We start from the raw sequence: 18,791 nt of genomic DNA on the forward strand, positions 1-18,791 counted from the left end.
TCTTCCCAGGAGACGGGGACGGCTGGGCCGGCCGGCGGACACACCTCAGTGGGGGCGATGCCACGCTCCTATCAAGTCACGCCGGTCGGCCCTGACCACCGATGACCGGCACAACGGATGAAAGCCGACCCCACCAGGCGGCACCGAACCTATGAGCCAGATCATCGACGGCCAGGATCCCAACCACCGCAAACAGCGGCAGCACTCACCCTGACACTGAGACGCACCTACCCGGGCCGCAACACCACCTGGACGCTGCTGCACCAGGCGCTGACCCGCCGCCTACCCGCCGGTGTCCTGCACACCGGCATGAAGGTCACCGCCCTGGCCGAACACTCGGGCCGGCCCGAACTACGGTTCCGCGACGGCCACACCGAAGGCCGCCGACCTGGTCCTGTTCGCCGACGGCCGGTCCTCCATCGGCCGCCAACTCCTCGACCCCGACCGGACCCTGCGGTACGCCGGCTACGTCGCCCACCGCGGCATCGCCGACACCACCCCCGAGCCCGGGCTGCGGGACTTCCTACGGCTGCAGCCCTGCCCCGGCGTCCAGTTCAACCTCGCCCCGGTACCCGGCGGCTGCGACTGGACCTTCTACCTCAACTGCACCAGCACCGAATACACGCAGCGGTACGGCGCCGACCCCACCCACCGGGTCTTCGCCCTGCCCCGGCACGTCAGCCCCGCCGCCCGCACCCACGTCGACACCCACGCCGACCTGCTCCTGCCGGCCGACCACGCCGCCGTCGTCCACAACACCACCACCCGCATGGCGGTACCAGTCCTCGACATCGCCCCACCGGACCGCATGGTCTGGCCCGTCGGCGGCGGCCACGCCGTGCTGCTCGGCGACGCCCTCGCCCCCGTCCGCCCGCACACCGCCCGCGGCGCCAACAACGGCATCGAACAAGCCGCCGGCCTCGTCGCCGCTCTCACCCAGCACCACAAGTACGCCGCCGACCTCACCGCCGCCCTGCACGGCTGGCAACGCCGACACCTGCCCACCGCCGTCGCCGCCGTACACCGCGGGCCCGTCATCGGCCACCGGCTCGGCCTCGGCACCCAGACCGCCCAGTAACCCACCCCTCGAAGGAAAGGAGGTGGCCCTCGTGGCCACCCACACCACCGCGATCGTCGTCGACGACCTCGACGGCACCACCGACGACGTCGGCACCTACCAGTTCACCTTCAACGGCGTCACCTACGAGATCGACCTGTCCGCCAGCAACTTCGACCGGATGGCCGCGGCCTTCGCCCCCTTCATCACCGCCGGACGCCGCCTGCCGAAACAGACCAAGGCGCCACGGCGGCAGCCCGGCACCTCCAGCAGCCGCACACAGGAGATCCGCACCTGGTGGTGGACCACGAACTGGCAGGAGCTGAACCTGCCCCGACCACGAACCAGCGGCCCCATCCCCGCCACGGTCCGCGACGCCTACCACGCCGCGCACTGACCCCGGATCCCCCACGTGCCGCCCGGCGAGAGCTCACCGGGCGGCACACCTGTGCGCGTCGCCGGAGTCCCGCAGTACGGGCAGACGACTTGATCAATGCCCGATTCGAAGCGTGGATCAGTGCACGCACCTCACTCACCAACCCTGCCCGCGGCAGGAGAGAGGGGGCCACACGCCCATGACCACCACCCCAACCGACACGGCCGTAACACCGCAGCCGGCGCCCAGCGTGGCGAAGGTTCTCACCGCGCTGCACCGGCTCGGTGAGGCCACCGCCGCCGCCATCGCCGCCGAAGCCGGCCTCGGCTACTCGACCACCACCCCGAAACTGCGCACCCTGGAAACCGCCGGACTGGCCGAACCCACCCGCGACGAGCGCGGACGCAGCCTCTGGCGGCTGACCGACACCGGCCGCGCACACGCCGAACAGGGCGACGAGCACGGCCAGCGCAGGCCGGAACCCGCCCTCCGCGACACCGCCGCGGAACCCGGGCCGCGCGGCGACAACCCGCAGGAAACCGGAGAGGGCAACGGGCAGGACCACGACCAGCGACCAGCCTCCGAAGCCCCCGCCGACCGGCAGCCCGAAGACGCCCAGGAGCCTGCACCGCCCGCTCCGAGCGACGTTGAGGCGGCACCCGACGAGGCCACCGAAACCGACGATGACGAGAGCGTCGACGGTGGAGACAGCAGCCGCTCGACCGCCGAACCCGAGGTGCCGGTCACGACCGACGACACCGACCCGGCCACCGCAACACCTTCAGTGAACGAAGCGGACCCCGGACCGGCCGCGCCGGAGGTGTCTGCGGCCAGCACGCGAACCGACAGCTCTGCAACGCAAGCACCCACTGCGTCACCGGCGACCGACGCGGCGGGCGACGCCCCTACCCGACGGGCGTCGGGATCGCTGCGCGGCGCAATCCTCGACATCCTCGAGGCCAACCCCGGCCAGCAGTACAAGGTCAGCGAGCTGTGCAAGCTGGTCGACCGGGCCAACGAGGGAACCGGTGCGAAGAAAGCGAGTGCCGGTGCGGTCCACAACGCCGCTATGAAACTTGTCGAGTCCGGGCGGCTGGTCCTGGCCGCCGAGAAGCCCGTCACGTTCGCTCTCGCCGACCCCGCCGCCTGACCGACCCCACCCTGCCGGTAGCCCGGAGGCGGGCGTCGAACTTCCCGGAACCACGCCCGCCCCCGGTGCTCCTTCACACACAAGGAGCTTCCGAAGTGTCTCCCATCGTGACCTCGATCGTCACCGCCGTCGGGGGAATCCTCGCCGGTCTCGCCCTCGCCGCAGCGCTGCTGTGGCGCCAGCAGCAGGCGCTGACCCGCGCCCGCTACACCGCCGACCACGACGACGCCACCGGCTTGCCCAACCGGCGGGCACTGCTCGCCGCCGCCAGCCGCGCCGCCCAGCGCGGCACCCCGTTCGGGCTCGTCCTGCTCGACCTCGACCATTTCAAGGCCATCAACGACACCTTCGGCCACGAGGCCGGCAACGACGTTCTCACCGAGGTCGGCCGACGGCTGGCCGCCCTACGAGGGCCAGTGCGGCTCGCCGCGCGACTGTCCGGCGACGAATTCGCCCTGCTGGTCGACGGCGGCGCCGACGACGTCGCCGCCGCCGCCCGCGCCGCCTGGCGGGCGGTCGGTCGTCACCCGGTCGAAGTCGGCGAACACACCGCGGCTGTGCGCGCCAGCGTCGGGCACACCACCGCCGCCCTCGGCATCGGCCCCCGCACCCTGCTGCGCCAGGCCGACATCGCCATGTACGAAGCCAAGAAGACCGGCGCGGGCGTCCACGGAGCGAGCGCCACCCCCGGGCACACCGGGCTGCCACCGGGCACCCGCCTGCGGGACCTGCGGCACCGCTGACCGCTCACGGACACAAGTCGACCTCGCGCCCATCGACGGGCGCGAGGTCCTCACCGTGCCCCTTCTCCACCCCACCCCCCGACTGCTTCCCCGTCCTCGGCGACGGTCGCCGAGAAGCCGTAAAGGAGCGCATCTGTCATGAGCAGCCCCCACATCTACACCGTCGGCGACCGGGTGATCATCGACCCGGCGGTGGCCCGCGCCAGCAACCGGGACGTCATCTACCGCGTCACTCGGCTACTGCCGGTCAACGTCGTCGTCGAACCCGTCAACGGCGGCCGACCCGTGAAGGTCAACCCCACCTACCTGCGGCCCGCCCCCGCAGCGGACACCACCACCAGTGGTGGCACCACCAGCGCTAGCACCGGCGGCGAGTGGACCATGATCCACGAGGCGCCGCTGCATCCGGGCACCCTCGTCACCGTCGCCGGCGCGGGCTGGAAGCAGCCTCCCGGCGAGCTGTACGTGGTGCTGCGCGACACCGGCACCGGCCGCGTCTCCCTCGTTCCGCTCGGCGGTAACAACGGTCGCTACTGGCGCGGCGTCTCCCGCAGTCTGCTCACCGCCGTCGATCCCACCCGCGTACGCCTCGACCCCGAGCAGAACACCTGAACCAGGAGTGCACGCTGCCGTGTCGGGCGGGCAAGGTCCTGCCCGCCCGACACGACTTGACCTTCGTCGAGAGATGAGCGTCGATCACTGCTGGTCGTCGTCGGTCATGTGGACACCAGCATCCCGAAGGGCTCCGACGCGAGTCGGGCGGCGACCGCGCATGCCCGCGATCCGCCGACCGAAGGGCCACCCGCCATGGCACACCCCGCATACCCCGAGGGCCGCAGCCGGCGTCCCAGCGACCGCACCGCCGTACCGGACGACGTCACCGACCGGCTCCTGTGGGCGCTCGCGATCGACGTCGCCGCCGCCCACCAACCTGGACCCGGCGGCGCCTGCACGAACCTGCAGTGCCGTGGGCAGGACGGCCCGTGCTGGGCGCTGCGTACCGCTCGCCTCGCCGAACAACAGGCCCGCAGCGCCCCCGCCCCCCTGGCCTCGCCACCCCCGCCGCCGTCGCCGCGCCCGGCGGGGGTCGCGCGGGGGCGCGCCGCCGTGCCCGCCCCGCTGCGGCGTTTCACCGGCTGGTTCACCCCCGCCCGCGCGCAGACACCCCTGATGCGGCCCGCGCCTGTACCGGACGCGGTGCCGCCGGAATCCCGGTTCTACCGGCGTCCACCCGTGGCGGCGCTGGCCGCCTGAGCACCGAACCCTGGAGGCACAACGTGAACTTTCTACCGAACGACACTCTCGCCGGCTACGCGCGCACCGCCGTCGACCTACGTACCCGCATGGTCGACTACCACCGCAGCCAGCTCGCGGCCAACTACCTGCAGGCGTTCTTCGACAGCCGTCTCGCCGACCAACCCGACTTCAGCACCGAGGGCATGGCGGAGGCCCTCAGCGCGGTCCGCGCCATCACCGCCAACCCGTGGCGATTCGGCGAACCGTACGTCATCGCCCCCGCGATGACCGCGATCATCGCCGCTGCCGCGGCGGCCCTCGACCTGACCGGCGAGGTGCTGCCCGCCGACATCGCCCCCGACAACGGCGGGGTGCTGTTCCTCCCCGAACCGATCTACCACCGCAGCCACCGCGGTGAGGTGTCCTCGATCGGGGCGATCACCTGGGCACACACCACCAACACCAGCAACGGCCGATCGTTCTGGGCCATCGCCGGCTGGGCCGACCACCACGACCCGCACGACCCGGCGGCCGTCCGCCGCCGCCGGCAGCTCGCCGACCGGCCCGACCTCGCCCGACAGTTCGGCCCCTACGTGCTGACCGACTTCACCGAGATCCCCATCGGTCAATCCGTCGACCCCCGCCCCGACCTGCCCGTCCTCGACGCAGACGACCGCGACTGGGAACCGGCCCCCGACGGCCGGTTCTGCATCGACGAGACCACCACCCACCTGCGGGCCTGCGCCGCCATCGCCTACGCCTTCTGGCGCATCCAGGCCCAACCCCTCGCCACCGTCGCCGCCGCCCCCCTGGACCGCGCCGCCCGCCGCCGCGCCGTGCGCGCCCACATCCGCCACGACACCCGCGTGGTCATGCTGCGCCGCACCAGCCCCCTCGCCGAACCCGCCGACGGGGAACCCAAGTGGCACTACCGGGTCCGGTTCGTCGTCCGCGGCCACTGGCGACGCCTCATCGACCGCGACGGCCATCCGTACCGCATCTGGATCAACGCCCACATCAAAGGCCCCGACGGGGCGCCGCTGCTGCACGGCGAGAAGGTGGCCGTCCTCGCCCGCTGACCCCGGACCCGCCCGAAGGCCGCGCGACGCCTTCCCTTGGCCCGCGCGGCTTTCGCCCTCCCCGCTCACCACGCGCGCCCGCCTTGAAGGAGTGACCAGTCATGACCACCCGCGTGCCGTCCGGGATCGCGATCGCGGTCGTCGGCGTTCTGCTGCTGTGCTCCGGACTGGCCACCACCCTGATCTTCGGCGGCGCCGCCGGCGCGTGCGGTACGGCAACCAGCGCCACACCCACCACCTCATCTGCGGCGCGCAGCCCCGCCCCGGACGGGATCGGGCCGATCGGTGACTGGAACACCGAGCAGGTCGGCAACGCCGCCACCATCACCGCCGTCGGCATGCGCCTCGGTGTCCCGCCCCGCGGCTGGGTCATCGCCGTGGCCACCGCGATGCAGGAATCCTCCCTGATCAACACCCCGGGCGGGGACCGCGACTCGGTCGGCCTGTTCCAACAGCGTCCCTCCCAGGGCTGGGGCACCCCCGACCAACTGCACGACCCGCAGTACGCGGCGACGACGTTCTACCAGACGCTTCAGGCCGTCGACGGCTGGCAGGCGATGCCGCTGCCCGAGGCCGCCCAACGGGTGCAGCGGTCGGCCTACCCCGACGCCTACGCCAAGTGGGAACCCGACGCCTCCCGCATCGTCGCTGCCCTGACCGGCGTCAACGCTGGCCTCGCCGGCTGCCAGGTGACGGTCAGCGCCCAGGGCTGGACCCAGCCCCTGCACGGCGACGTCGGCTCCGGGTTCCGCACCCCCGATCGGCCCGGCCACGACGGCGTCGACCTGATCGTGCCCAGGAGTACCCCGGTCCACGCCGCGTCTGGCGGCACCGTCACCGTCGTGCGCTGCAACGCCGTCGACGTACGCACCGGCCGGGACTGGGGCTGCGACCGCGACGGCGACCCCGTCCTCACCCGCGGCTGCGGCTGGTACGTCGACATCACCCACCCCGGCGGGGTGATCACCCGCTACTGCCACATGCTCACCCACCCCTCCGTCGCCGAGGGCCAGCAGGTCGCGGCCGGGGACGTCATCGGCGTCGCCGGCAGCTCCGGCCACTCATCCGGACCGCACCTGCACTTCGAGGTGCACCTCGGTGACCACACCTCCGGCACCGCCGTCGACCCGGTCGCCTTCATGGCCTCCGTCGGCGCGCCCCTCAACGCAGGTCCTGCATCAGTTCAGACAGAGGCAGAACGGGTGACCTGCCGGGTCCAAAAAGACCCGGAAGGACGTTCCGGGCTGATCCGGATGCCTGGTCGCACCGAGGGCGATCACTGCCGCCTCGGCGGCATCGAGGTCGTCGACGAGCATGTCGAGGTGCATCTGCTGGGGCTGCTCCTGACTCGGCCACGTCGGCGGCGTGTAATCGGCCACCTGGTGGAAGGCGATGCACTGACCGTTCTCAGCGCAGACCGAAGCCGGGTCGGTGGAGTCGTCGATCTTCCAGTCCAGCATCGCGCCATAGAACCTGGCGAGCGCACCAGAATCGGGACAGTCGATAGCGAGCAGGGGCATACGAGCGATGGCCATAACGGCCAGGCTATCGACGATGACGGTCGGCACACGTCCGGATTCCGCAGCGACGTGCCTGAGCTGGTGACCGCCGCATTTTCAGCCGTGCCGCGGTCCTCGTCCTCGCTACCTCGCGCCGCGGGGACAAGCAGTAGGCGCGGGGCGAGCCGTCCGGGGGCCAGTTCGGACCCTCACTCCGCCTCTCCGACGATCTCCTCGATTGGGCCTGCTGGCGCCATCCGCATGGGGCGAGCGAAAACGTCACAGCATCCAGCACGAGTGCATCCGGTCGCCGTCCGAAGGGCCGGCCGCCCGCAGCACTGTTACCGCGCCAGGGAAACCGTCACATCCGTGAGAAACCCTCGCCGTCAAACCGGTGGGAATCTCGGAGGCTTCCCAGGTCAGAGACCTGCCAACCGCCAAATTCGATGAGAACCCACATCCCGATCGCGGCTGCCGGCGGCGGGTCCGTGATCCACCCCCAGCTCGGCGGTCGTCCCTCCCCGGGGACGACCCGTCGCAACCCCATTCACACATCCCAGAGGAGGAAAAGCCCGTGAGCACACCCACGCTCATCGGTGTCGCCGCACTCGGCGGCAGGTACACCGCCCGCCGGATCCAGTTCGGTGAGGATCCGCAGGTTCTGGTGCCCCTGTTGCGCCGGATCTGGACCGACACGTTCAGCCGCGACACGGTCGCCATGGCCGCCGCGCTGCTGGCCCGCAACTGGTGGTCCCTCGCCGTCAACCCCAAGCCCCGCCGCTGGGACCAGCAGCCGCCCGTACCGGGCCTGGGTCACCCCGCCGACAACGACACCATCCGGCGGGGTGCGCTGCGCGAGGACGTCGGCGGGGCCCTCGAGTGGCTGTACCTGCTGCACATCGACCAGCGGCGCCTGGTGGCGTACGAGGCGACGGTCCACGACCGATGGCTGCGGCACAGCGCCCACCACCTCGACCCCGCCGAGGAACTGTTCGTCACCACACCCGCCAACGACGACGGCGGCCCGGAGATGACGGTGTGCACCGTCTGCGGCGCGGTCGACGAGATCAACCACGTCGAGGTGCCGTCCATGGCCGGCTACGGCCACGACACCGCCACCACCTGCACCCGCTGCGGCTCCTCGGTCACCACCGACCCGATGTTCGGCGACCACGTCACCCGCAAGCCTTGGCCACCGCACGCCCCCACCACGGGCGAAACCCGATGAACACCGACCGTACGACGTCAGCGGCCACCGATGACGGCGTCCGTCCCACCGGCCCCGACGACCGATCGGAGACCATCATGACCTACCAGCCTGGCCAGCGCGTCGCCCTGGTCCACACCAGCGACCCACACACCCGGCTGCGCCCCGGAGACACCGGCACCGTCCGCCGCCACGACCAGCGGCAGAACCTCGTCGAGGTCGCCTGGGACAGCGGCTCGACGCTGTCGATGTGCCTCGACGCCGGCGGGCGCATCGAACCGGCTACCCTCCCGCCCGCGGGCGGGCTGGTCGGCGAGGCCTCCGGATGGGTCGACGCGCTGCGGCGGATGCGCGCCGCGGGCACCGAGTCCGGGCGTACCGCGGCCGAGTGGTGGGCACAGGACACCGTCGGCGGCCGGGCCAGCGGCGACACCGCCTGGCCGCGCGCCGGATCCTGGCCGGCATCCACGACGGCGATCCCGCCGTCCTCGACACCCTGCCCCACTTCACCTGGGCTGGAGATTCGGTCGACACGGCCGGGTGGGAGCTGTTCGCCGACGCCACCGGCGATGGCTCCGGCTGGTTCGGGCTGCGCATCCAGCAGCGCGACGAGGCGATGACCGTCTACCACGACGCCTTCGATACCGCCGCCGAAGACCGCGTCGCCGAACTGTGCCACCTCGCGGCCAGCCCCACCGGCCGTGACGTGTCCCACCTGCACCCCGACCGGGTACACGTCGGCGACATCGGCGTGTTCTCCGGCGACTGGGCGCTGACCGTCGGCCCGGACGGTGAGGACCGGTTCGAGGTGGGGTTCGTCGGCACCCTGATCGGCCACTGGAACGGGTGGGCGGTGTTCTCCTGCGCCCGCCCGGTGGCGGAGGCGATCGTCGCCGATCAGCAACGGGTCCGCGCTCAGCATCGGCAGAGCCTGCGGGACGAGGGCGTACCGGAGGGTGACCTGGACCGGCGGGTCGACGCCGCGCTGGCCAACCTGTCCTTCGACGGTGACGTCCTTGTCGCCGACCAGCGCGCACTGTCCGACGACCCGGAAGCCATCGAGCGCGTCGCACCGGACGGCGACGGCCGGTACGTGGTGCTCGGCCGCATCTGGTGCTGGGAGGCCGTCGACAAGGAGGCGGAATTGCGTCTGCCGCATCAATACCGCGGTTCCTGACGCTCATACTGCTCAACGATGACCCACGTGCGCCGACACGGCGGGTCGCTCGTTCGGTTGGGCTGCAACCGATTCGAGGGCTGCGTCGGTAACCGAGTCCACGATGTTGCGTTTGACGCATCGTGAACGAGTCGGCTCTTCTAGACGGATCGGCCCGGCTGTTGCTGGTCGGCAACGTGGTGCCGTTGGATCCGCACACGGCCGTGGCGGACGCGATGTTGGAGGGCTGGGCCCGGCAGCAGCGGGTGCGGTTCCTGAAAGACAAAACGATCAAGGCACGCCTCGATCTGGTTCGCCGTTTGATGAAGTTCTCGAACTTGTACCCATGGCAATGGACCCCGGGCGAGGTGGAGGCGTTCTTCGACGACCTGCGATCCGGACGACGTCCGATCACCGTGTCGACCGCCCGGAACTATCAGGTCGACCTGCGGATGTTCCTCAGCTACGTCACCGACGCCCGCTACGGCTGGCCGGAGGTGTGTTTACAGCGGTTCGGGCAGGTCCCCGAGCAGGTCCTGCACGAGGAGAACACCCTCACCCATACCGACGAGTTCGAGGGACGACCCGGCCGGCGCCCGTTGACCTACGACGAGGTCCAGGCATTGTTCGACGCGGCCGACGGGAGAGTCGAGCAGATCCGGGCCCGGCACCGCAAGGGCGCGCTGGCCGCGCACCGCGACGCGGTGCTACTCAAAGTCGTGTACGCCTACGGCGTCCGCCGCCGGGAGGCGTGGGGCCTCGATCTGCCCGACCTGCGACGCAACCCGAAGGCCAGGCAATACGGCCGAGTCGGCGGCATCTTCGTGCGCTGGGGCAAGTCGTCCCGCGGCGGGCAACCCAAGCGGCGCACCGTGTTGACGGTGCCGGAGATGGACTGGGTGGTGCCGGCGGTCGAGCAGTGGATCGACGAGATCCGGCCCCAGTTTGGTCCTGGTCAACACCCGGCGATGTGGATGACCGAACGCCGCAGCCGGCTCTCGCTACGCAGCATCGACGAGGCGTTCGTGCAGGCCCGTACCGACGCCGGCCTAGACGAGCAGCTCGAACTGCACTGCCTGCGGCACTCCTACATCACGCATCTGATCGAGTTCGGATACCCGGAGCGTTTCGTGCAGGACCAGGCAGGACATCGGTACGGCAGCACCACGGCGATCTACACCAACGTCTCCGACGAGTACCGCAACCGGCTGCTGACCCGGGTCTTACACGACCAGCACGGCGCCGACCTGTACCCGCAGGAGGCCACCTCATGATCCGCAAGATGGGCTACCAGTGGCACCTGCGGCTACGGATGGCCGAGAAGGGCATGTACGCCACCACCGATCTCGTGCCGCTGCTGGCCGAACGCGGTGTCGAGCTATCCCGTGAACAGGTGTTCCGGCTGGTCACCCAACCACCTCAGCGGCTGACCATGGACACCCTCGCCGCGCTCTGCGACATCCTCGACTGCCAACCCAACGACCTCATCGAGGTCCACGTGGTCAACCAGAAGCTGTGCAGGACAGCCGACGCGACCGACGCCACGCCACCGCTGGTGCGGCGCACCACCGTTCGCCGTCCCGATTTGTCATGACCGCTCCGACGAAGAACCCCGACGACCGCGAACGGGTACTCGATCACCTGCTGTCCGCAGTTCCGGGACTCGACCGGGTGGCAGCCGCCGCGGCGCTGCGGCAAGCCAAGGCCGACCACTGGTCATCGCTGGCCCGTCTGGCCGCCGAGTTCCTCGACCGGCCGCACGCCTTGACGCAGTTGGACAGCCAAACGTCGGCGCCGCTGGTCCGGCTCGCCTACGCGCTGCACAGCGCGGGGCATCGCGGCGTCGCCGCACCACGCTGCGCGGAGTGCGGGCGGCTCACCGACAAGCTCGTCAGTCCAGGACCCGGCGGCCGGATCTGCGGTACCTGCAGGACCCGCCGCCACCACGCACCTTGCGTCCGCTGCGGGCAACGCCGACGGATCTACGCCCGCCGCGCCGATGGAGGCATCTGCGGCCTCTGCTACACCGCCGACCCGACCCGCAAGGAACCATGCGGGCAATGCGGAAGACCGGCAGCGCCGGTAAGACGCCTGGACGACGACAGCCCACGATGCCGACGATGCGCACCCAAACCGCATCACCTGTGCAGCCGGTGCGGACGCTCCGCCCCGGCCGCCCGCCAGGGCGACGACGGCCCGATCTGCTACTCCTGCTACCGCTCCCCGTCACGCCGCTGCAGCCGGTGCGGACTCATCCGGCCCATCGCCCAACGGGCCACCGACACCAACCCGGACGTCTGCATCCACTGCTGGAAGCCCCCACACGCCGAATGCACTACCTGCGGACGCGTCCGTCCGTGCCGCGGCACCACCACCGGCCATCCGGTCTGCGCCGGATGCCGCCCGACACCGCGACGGACGTGCCATCGCTGCCAGCAGCCCCGCCCCATCGCCGCGAATTGGCCCGTCGGGCCGGTCTGCCAGCGCTGCTACCAGCAGGTCCGCTCGCACCCGGGTGCCTGCGCCGCCTGCCGCAGTACCCAACCACTCATCGCCCAGGATGAGCACGGCACCCCGATCTGCGGGCCATGCGCTGGCCTTGCCGTCGCTTACAGCTGCGCCGGCTGCGGCATCCCGACCATGCTCTACAGCGACGGCCGATGCGCCCGCTGCGTCCTTACCCTGCGTCTGACCGACCTGCTCACTGGACCGGACGGCACCGTGTCACCCGAGCTGCAGCAGCTGATCGAAGTGCTCTCCGGCGTGGCTCACCCGGCCACGATCCTTATCTGGCTACGCCACAGCATGTCCGCCCGATTGCTCGCCCAGCTCGCCGGCACCGGCGAACCGATCAGCCACGCCGTTCTCGACGACCTGGCGCCATCCAAAGCGCTGCACTACATCCGCGACCTGCTAGTCACCACCGCGATCCTGCCCGTCCGCGACGAACACCTCGACCGGATCACCGGATTCGTCAACCAGATACTCGCCGACGGGCCCGCTGGCCACGCCGCGATCATCAAGCCCTACACCCACTGGTACCTGGTCCGCCACGCCCGCCACCGATCCAGAAACCAGCCCACCACCAAGAACTCCGCCGCCGGCCTACGAGCCAGCGTCCGCGCCGCATTGCTCCTGCTGGCCTGGCTCGACGGCCATCAACTGACCCTCGCCACGCTCACCCAACCCCACCTGGAGGACTGGCTGGCGGCCAACCCGACCCGCCAGCGATACCTGCAATCGTTCATCCGCTGGACCAATCGTCGGCGGTTGACCCGAAGCCTCGCCGTGCCCACGGCACCGCGCGGGGAACCGCACGTGTTCCTCACCGGATCTGCTCGTACTGATCAACTTCGCCGCTGTCTACACGACGACGACATGCCCGTCGAGGACCGCGTCGCCGGAGCGCTCGTGCGCTGTTCGGCATCCCGGTCAGTCGGCTCGCCCAGCTCACCCTCGACGACGTGGACTGCGGCACGACCGGCTGTCGGCTGCGGATCGGCACGCATTGGCTCCAACTGCCGCCACGCCTGGCCGATTTGGTCACTCGCCTTTTCCAACAGCCGCGCGTAGTCCGCTCCACCCTGGCCAAGATCGCGCCAAACCAGTGGCTGTTCCCCGGCGCTGGCCCGACCCGCCCCGCCAGCCAGAGTCGCCTCCTGGCCATGCTGCACCGAAACGGCATCACCGTCACCGCCGGCCGCAACACCGCTCGCGCCGCGCTGGCCTCTGGCCTGCCCGCGTCCGTGCTGGCCGACCTGACCGGCACGCACGTCCAGACCGCCGTCGCGTGGACCCGCCTGACCGGACGCGACTGGACCGACTACGTCGCGAAACGAGCACACGACAGCTCGGCCGCGCCCGGACCTAGCTAGACTAGGTGGCGCTGGGCCGTCCCGCTGATGATCCCAGCAGTACCGTCACCGGGACAACGTGTAATAACGTAGAGCTAAGCGCCTTTTATTATCGCCATGGCCGCCTACCAGGAGGTACCGGGTGAAGAGGCTGGTGTCGCAGCTCACCGACAAAAGAACCGCGTTCTTCGGTCAAGGCGACTCTTTCAATGTCATCGCACGTCGGATCGAGATGAAAGAACTCGTGTGGCAGTTGCGCTCTGCTGCCCTGCTCTACGATCACGTGCTATTCGCGGCGGCATTCTCCTGGCAGTCTGAGGCCATGGTGGCGGCATTGCCTTTCGTGGAAGGTTTGGTGCGCACTGGCGACATTCTCCCGGTCATCAGGGCGCCGGGCGTGACGCGTGACGCCGCCGATTACTTCGACACGCGTGCAGAGGAAACCGCCGGGTTCGTCCATCTGCCGATATACCAGATTCCGGCGCTGGCTTCAGAGGTGGCGCGGCCGACGCAACGCCCGATCGCTATACGGCTCGACCATCTCGGCTCTCAAGTCCACGTGGACACCAAGTCGGTAGGTGCCGAATTCCGGCAGCTCTGGGAGTGGGATTGCCGAAACGAGACTGACCCTTTCTCGGTGCATAACATGCTGCACTCCTCGACGGAGGTATCCAATCCCGAGTTGCTTACCGAGGCGATCAGCAGGATTGCGGCGCGGGACTACTTCTCACGCAATGTCGCCATGAGCGGGATCCAGGAGATCGGAGTTCCTCAAAGGCTACGGTCCGCCATTCTCTATCGCGTGACAGACCTATACCTCCTTGCAAATGCTAACGCATGTCATAGCGATCTTTTGGCCACCTGGCGCACCTTCAATGAATCGGCTGTTGGTCCACGCGGGCGTCTACTCGGCCCTCTTGCCTTCGCGAATGTAACCTTGTTCCTCCGTGTGCTCGAAGCATGCGGAATATCGTCGCCCCTACTCGGCTCCTTGTCCGACGAAGAGCTACTAGCAATTAAAGGGTCACCGGAATTCATGGCCTTCCGTGAGGCGTATCATCGGTTGATCGAGGACGCTCGCGAGGAACAGCAGATCTACATCACCCTGGCTTGGGACAAGTTCCGGAGGCGGAAGCAGCTGGAGGGAGGTAAGCGGCGGATGGTCGCGCTTCTGCGCAATGTGGAGAAAATTTCGGCCGTCGTCTTCGCCGCCGCTCTCGGCGCCGTGATCCAGCAGAGCACCACGACGTCGCAAATCATTCTGGCCAGTGGCGGCGCCGGTGCTGGGGTGGCAAGGGTCCTAGGCGGACTTGAGAGAATGAATACGTACCCGATCGACGATATGTGTCGCTACATCTCCCATCATGAGTACAAGCGGCGACTCCAGCGCCAGCTTCCCGAACTGTGATCTGACTCGGAGGTGAGTGCTGCCGATGGCGACCGAACCCTATTTATTGGATCTCGGGAACCACGGACTCATCGTCGGCATGGCAACGCACGACACGTTCCTGGAGCTTACTCAGCCGCATGGGGGCCATGAATCAGTTATTCCTGTCGTTACCTCAACGGAAAGACTCGGCGGCAAAGGTCTTCTTGCGGCTCGCGCGTTCGACTCGGTGGCGCCCGGAAGGTGTTCGTTGCTCGCTGAAGTAGCGACGGCCGGGTCGATGTTCAAGGGATTGCCCTACGGCCGTGCCGCGCTGCTCGAGACGCGCGAGAAAGATGCCCGCGTGTGGGTGATAACCGGATCTGACGGCGATCAGCGGACATTCATTCAACGCAGCCACCGGACGCTTGATCGGGAGGAGTTCGCGAAACGAGTCATCGACGCTCTGCTGCCGGCTAGCTGGGTCTACGTCAGCGCTGAGGACCTCGACATCATTCAAGCCGTCGACGTCTTCTTGAGTCATACCCCCGCGCGGACACCGCCACGCCTGATTCTAAACCCGTGTACGCCTCTACTCGACATCCTCGCCGATGACCCGTCGCTGCTTGAACGGCTGTTCAAAACCGCCGAACTAATCCTGTTGAACAGACATGAGCACAGGGCTTTACGCGTTCGGCTTGGCCCTCGACTCTACGAGATGGCGAGTGCCGTGGTCATTACCAACGGTAAGCGTGGCGGCTCTTTCTCCGTTGACGGCGGCAGGACTTGGACATCGTTCCGGGCGTACCCGACAAGCAAGCCCAGAGCGACTGCGGCGGGCGCCGGCGACATCTTCAACGGCAGCTTCATGGGCTGCCTTGCGTTGGGCCTTGATATCAAGCAGGCCGTGCTGAGGGCAGCACGCGCCGCAACCGAATACATCGATGACCTTCGGGGAGATCTCTGAACCCACGTCCGGCTACGCCAAGCCCCGCGAGCCCGATCAAGAGCATTTGGACGGCGGTCACAGCTGCTCTTACGTCGATCAAGCATGCCGGGCTACCCTGTCGAAGTACCTCGATGTCTCACTCAGGCAGTCGGACGATCATTGGAGTCGATCGAATGAGAACGCTGCTGATCGCGCCCACGTACTCGCCCTTCACGCCGCGAGAATCCGCAGTGCCGCCGCTCGGACTCGCCCGTCTCGCATCCATAGCGAAGAAGTACGGTAGCGTTCAAGTGATCGACATGGGCGCCTACGAGGCGGCGGGCCAGGACGGCTGGCATGCCCTTCTCGATCAGCTGCCCCCAGAGGAGCCGACGATCATCGGTATCGGACCGGTGGTGACGGCGAACCGCGTAAAAGCCATGCGTATCGCCAGAGTCGCACGGCGCCATTTCCCGGCGGCATGCATCGTTGTCGGAGGTCCTGACCCTACCTTCACCTTCGAGCAACTCCTGCACGAGGAGGACTCGGTCGACGTGGTGTTCCTCGGCGAATCGGAGTTGTCCTTCGCCCAGTTCGTGCAAGCGTCCGCCGCTCCGGGGGCCTGGGCCGGCATTGCTGGCATTGCCTTCCGCGACTCCGGCGCAGTCCGATCGTCACCAGCCAGCCTCCTGACGCGAGAGCAACTTGATTCGCTGCCTCTGCCGAACTGGGAAAGCTTTCCTCTGCCGGTATATCGCCGAATCGCACAGGAAGCCGGATCGACCCCGTATCTTCCGATCGAGACGTCCCGCGGTTGTGCCCTGAAGTGCATTTTTTGCGCGTGCGCTGCGCTCTTTGAGCGGAAGTTCCGCAACCGCTCCGCAGAGAGCGTCCTCCATGAGATGAACCGAATTTCCGAGAAGTTCGGGGTATTTCGCTTCGCTCTTAACGACGACAACCCGTCAATCAATGTCAACCACGTGGTCAAGCTGGCCGAAGTGCTTGCATCCGAGCGTTCTGGACATTTCGAGCTCACCTTCTCGGCCACGGTCGACTGCTCCATTTTCCGAGCTCCAGAAAAGATGTCGTTGCTACGGTCAGCGGGCTTCATGGAAGTTTTCATGGGCTGCGAGACCCCGAATGCGGAAGTCATCGCCGCGACGCTGAAGACGAAACGGCCGGAGGAGTGGGGAACGCGCATAGCCTCTGCCATATCCACCTCACGTGAGGCCGGCATCGCAAGCCGGACGAGCTGGATCCTGGGCCTGCCCAGAGAGACAGTGGCCAGCTTCCTGGCAACCATTGAGTTCATTCGCGAACATCGGCCCGAAACGGCGCTCCTGTCGCTGCTTCAACCATACCCAGGAACCTTGATGGCGGAGTACGTTGCAGACCCTGACAACCCATACGGACTTCGTCGGCTTTCGTCGGCGTCGGCTGGGATGATTGCATCCAAGTTCGATCCGGTTGTCGAGACAGCAGACCTCAAGAGGGCGGACATCATCGATTTGGCGTTCCGCTTCATCACCGAACTGTCTCCCGTGGTGGAGGCGAACGTCTCTGGATCTCCCTATTACCTGTACGAGTTCTGGCGTGATCGGCGCCAGAACAGCGGTGCTAGCGTATGAGTGAGATGCCACTCGGTGCGATTCTCGACGCCGCCCGGCGGGCACTTGATTCTGCAGGCGTTCCCGGGGTCCGTGCCGCTCTGCTGTGGGGTTCGATTATCGACGTTATCGAAGCAACCGTTCCGTACGATCCCGGACGGGACGTAGATGTTCTGGTGGTGTGCGAGAACACAGAGAAGGTAAAGTTCCCCCAGCGCAACTTCGGAGGTATGCCCTCCAGCATCATGCGCTCGTCGTCCTACACTTTGGACGTCTTCTTCGCCGACGTGTCTTACGTGGTAACGGCCTTGCGAAATCAGAGATGGACAGTGACCCGCGGCATTCTGAGCGGTCCTGTCGTCCGCGATGATGGCTCCTTGTCGCACTTGCGAGAGTTGTGCGTGCATCCAGAGCCCTTCACCTTGACGGGATGGGAGGACTGGCTCAGGCAATCCCAGTCCCTGCTGCTGAAGGCGGCACGATTGATCGCAGAAGGCAATTACGGCTATGCTGATCTGCTGCTGCGCGATGCGCTGAACACGTTCAGCTACGCGATGGTCTTCAAGGAGAGCAACGGACCGCCCACACCCACCAGCTTCCCCTGGATGTTCGAAAAGCGCTTCGGGGCCAGCGAGATCTATCGTTTCTTTCACGACTTTCATGGAATCTCGGAGATCGGTCGAGACGCGGTTCAGCAGCGCTTCCTTGCGCTCAGCGAGATTTTCTCCTCGGAGGCGCGGACATGACCACCGGGCTTCGGTATGGGCTTCTCGTCGTTGAGGGGACTGTTTCCGACGCGATCCGCGTCGCCGGCGATCACGACTTCCACGGAGTCGAGCTCGCGATCCGTGACAGCGTGGAAGATCTCACTGATCGAGCATTGCAGGAATGGCAACGTATGTGCGCCGACCGGGGATTGCACCTGGCGGCACATGCCCCCTCGATCGATCTCAAGCTGGACAGCCTCAACCCAGGCATACGGCGGGAGTCCATCGACCAGATCACGCGGTGTATAAGACGGCTGGGTCCGGCCATCGAGTATCTGACCATCCACACGGGCCACGTCCGCAGGTTCAGCAAGCTTGGATCACTCGAGCGTGTAACGGCTGCTCTGATCGATCTGGCCACCCTAGCTGCGGAAACCAGCCTCACGATATGCGTCGAGAACGTCTTCGAAGGAAGCATCGACGAGCTGCTCGACTATGTCGAACTCGCGAACCAGCCCAATCTGAAGCTCACATTCGACGTCTCCCACGCTGTGGCTTACGGCGGGTTTGATCCGTTGGCGGCGCTGGACGTTCTCGAGGACGTGATCGTTAACGTTCATCTTAGCGACAACGACGGTACTGGAAACGACCAGCACCTTCCGTTGGGGCTGGGAGTGGTGCCTGTCCAGCAGGTGATCGATCGCCTGACGAGCTCCGGCTTTCCAGGGTTCGTGACAGTCGAGGCGGTCAATGTACAGCAGGCCGGAGTAAGTGCGGACTATCTGCACCGACTCGGCCACCTCGCCGGTAGCGGAAATCGGTGAGG

At 67.7% G+C, this 18,791-nt stretch carries 17 protein-coding genes and 3 pseudogenes; all 20 read left to right on the plus strand.

Going from position 1 to position 18,791, the window contains the following annotated elements:
• Window positions 1-213: 213 nt before the first annotated feature.
• Window positions 214-1,078 (plus strand): annotated as a pseudogene (locus tag ACFFHU_RS29155) (Rossmann-fold NAD(P)-binding domain-containing protein); the annotation flags it as partial.
• Window positions 1,079-1,100: 22 nt separating this feature from the next.
• Window positions 1,101-1,454: a histone-like nucleoid-structuring protein Lsr2 gene (locus ACFFHU_RS29160; protein ID WP_377343666.1), complete on the plus strand. Its 354-nt coding sequence runs from the start codon at window positions 1,101-1,103 to the stop codon at window positions 1,452-1,454.
• 178 nt (window positions 1,455-1,632) lie between these two features.
• Window positions 1,633-2,583: a MarR family transcriptional regulator gene (locus ACFFHU_RS29165; RefSeq protein ID WP_377343667.1), complete on the plus strand. Its 951-nt coding sequence runs from the start codon at window positions 1,633-1,635 to the stop codon at window positions 2,581-2,583.
• Between the two features lie 95 nt (window positions 2,584-2,678).
• Window positions 2,679-3,326: a diguanylate cyclase domain-containing protein gene (locus tag ACFFHU_RS29170; protein WP_377343669.1), complete on the plus strand. Its 648-nt coding sequence runs from the start codon at window positions 2,679-2,681 to the stop codon at window positions 3,324-3,326.
• A gap of 138 nt (window positions 3,327-3,464) precedes the next feature.
• Window positions 3,465-3,938 (plus strand): hypothetical protein, encoded by a 474-nt coding sequence (locus ACFFHU_RS29175; RefSeq protein WP_377343670.1) that lies wholly within the window; start codon window positions 3,465-3,467, stop codon window positions 3,936-3,938.
• Window positions 3,939-4,133: 195 nt separating this feature from the next.
• Window positions 4,134-4,580 (plus strand): hypothetical protein, encoded by a 447-nt coding sequence (locus ACFFHU_RS29180; protein ID WP_377343671.1) that lies wholly within the window; start codon window positions 4,134-4,136, stop codon window positions 4,578-4,580.
• Between the two features lie 23 nt (window positions 4,581-4,603).
• The gene (locus ACFFHU_RS29185) at window positions 4,604-5,641 is read left to right on the plus strand and encodes a hypothetical protein (protein WP_377343672.1); all 1,038 of its coding nucleotides are present in this window, start codon (window positions 4,604-4,606) and stop codon (window positions 5,639-5,641) included.
• A 101-nt stretch (window positions 5,642-5,742) separates the two neighbouring features.
• Window positions 5,743-6,807: pseudogene (locus tag ACFFHU_RS29190) on the plus strand (peptidoglycan DD-metalloendopeptidase family protein); the annotation flags it as partial.
• 907 nt (window positions 6,808-7,714) lie between these two features.
• Entirely contained in the window at window positions 7,715-8,368 is a 654-nt protein-coding gene (locus tag ACFFHU_RS29200) for a hypothetical protein (RefSeq protein ID WP_377343673.1), read from the plus strand.
• Window positions 8,369-8,445: 77 nt separating this feature from the next.
• Window positions 8,446-8,538 (plus strand): annotated as a pseudogene (locus ACFFHU_RS29205) (DUF4314 domain-containing protein); the annotation flags it as partial.
• A gap of 197 nt (window positions 8,539-8,735) precedes the next feature.
• On the plus strand, window positions 8,736-9,524 hold the full coding sequence (locus ACFFHU_RS29210; protein WP_377344083.1) for a Rossmann-fold NAD(P)-binding domain-containing protein: 789 nt from the start codon (window positions 8,736-8,738) through the stop codon (window positions 9,522-9,524).
• A gap of 122 nt (window positions 9,525-9,646) precedes the next feature.
• Complete coding sequence (locus ACFFHU_RS29215; protein WP_377343674.1) at window positions 9,647-10,777, plus strand: tyrosine-type recombinase/integrase; 1,131 nt, start codon at window positions 9,647-9,649, stop codon at window positions 10,775-10,777.
• Window positions 10,774-11,097: a helix-turn-helix domain-containing protein gene (locus tag ACFFHU_RS29220; RefSeq protein ID WP_377343675.1), complete on the plus strand. Its 324-nt coding sequence runs from the start codon at window positions 10,774-10,776 to the stop codon at window positions 11,095-11,097. The genes ACFFHU_RS29215 and ACFFHU_RS29220 overlap by 4 nt, the downstream gene beginning before the upstream one ends.
• A gap of 1,046 nt (window positions 11,098-12,143) precedes the next feature.
• A complete protein-coding gene (locus tag ACFFHU_RS29225) occupies window positions 12,144-13,076 on the plus strand; it encodes a hypothetical protein (RefSeq protein ID WP_377343676.1) in 933 nt (310 codons plus the stop codon).
• Between the two features lie 92 nt (window positions 13,077-13,168).
• Window positions 13,169-13,378 (plus strand): hypothetical protein, encoded by a 210-nt coding sequence (locus ACFFHU_RS29230; protein WP_377343677.1) that lies wholly within the window; start codon window positions 13,169-13,171, stop codon window positions 13,376-13,378.
• A 121-nt stretch (window positions 13,379-13,499) separates the two neighbouring features.
• Window positions 13,500-14,765 (plus strand): hypothetical protein, encoded by a 1,266-nt coding sequence (locus ACFFHU_RS29235; RefSeq protein WP_377343678.1) that lies wholly within the window; start codon window positions 13,500-13,502, stop codon window positions 14,763-14,765.
• Between the two features lie 25 nt (window positions 14,766-14,790).
• On the plus strand, window positions 14,791-15,690 hold the full coding sequence (locus tag ACFFHU_RS29240; RefSeq protein ID WP_377343679.1) for a PfkB family carbohydrate kinase: 900 nt from the start codon (window positions 14,791-14,793) through the stop codon (window positions 15,688-15,690).
• A 155-nt stretch (window positions 15,691-15,845) separates the two neighbouring features.
• Complete coding sequence (locus ACFFHU_RS29245) at window positions 15,846-17,279, plus strand: B12-binding domain-containing radical SAM protein (protein ID WP_377343680.1); 1,434 nt, start codon at window positions 15,846-15,848, stop codon at window positions 17,277-17,279.
• The gene (locus ACFFHU_RS29250; protein WP_377343681.1) at window positions 17,276-18,004 is read left to right on the plus strand and encodes a hypothetical protein; all 729 of its coding nucleotides are present in this window, start codon (window positions 17,276-17,278) and stop codon (window positions 18,002-18,004) included. The genes ACFFHU_RS29245 and ACFFHU_RS29250 overlap by 4 nt, the downstream gene beginning before the upstream one ends.
• Window positions 18,001-18,789, plus strand: a complete 789-nt coding sequence (locus ACFFHU_RS29255; RefSeq protein ID WP_377343682.1) for a sugar phosphate isomerase/epimerase family protein — start codon at window positions 18,001-18,003, stop codon at window positions 18,787-18,789. The genes ACFFHU_RS29250 and ACFFHU_RS29255 overlap by 4 nt, the downstream gene beginning before the upstream one ends.
• The last annotated feature ends 2 nt before the right edge of the window (window positions 18,790-18,791 follow it).

The organism is Plantactinospora siamensis (assembly GCF_042434095.1).
Taxonomy (GTDB): Bacteria; Actinomycetota; Actinomycetes; order Mycobacteriales; family Micromonosporaceae; genus KBS50.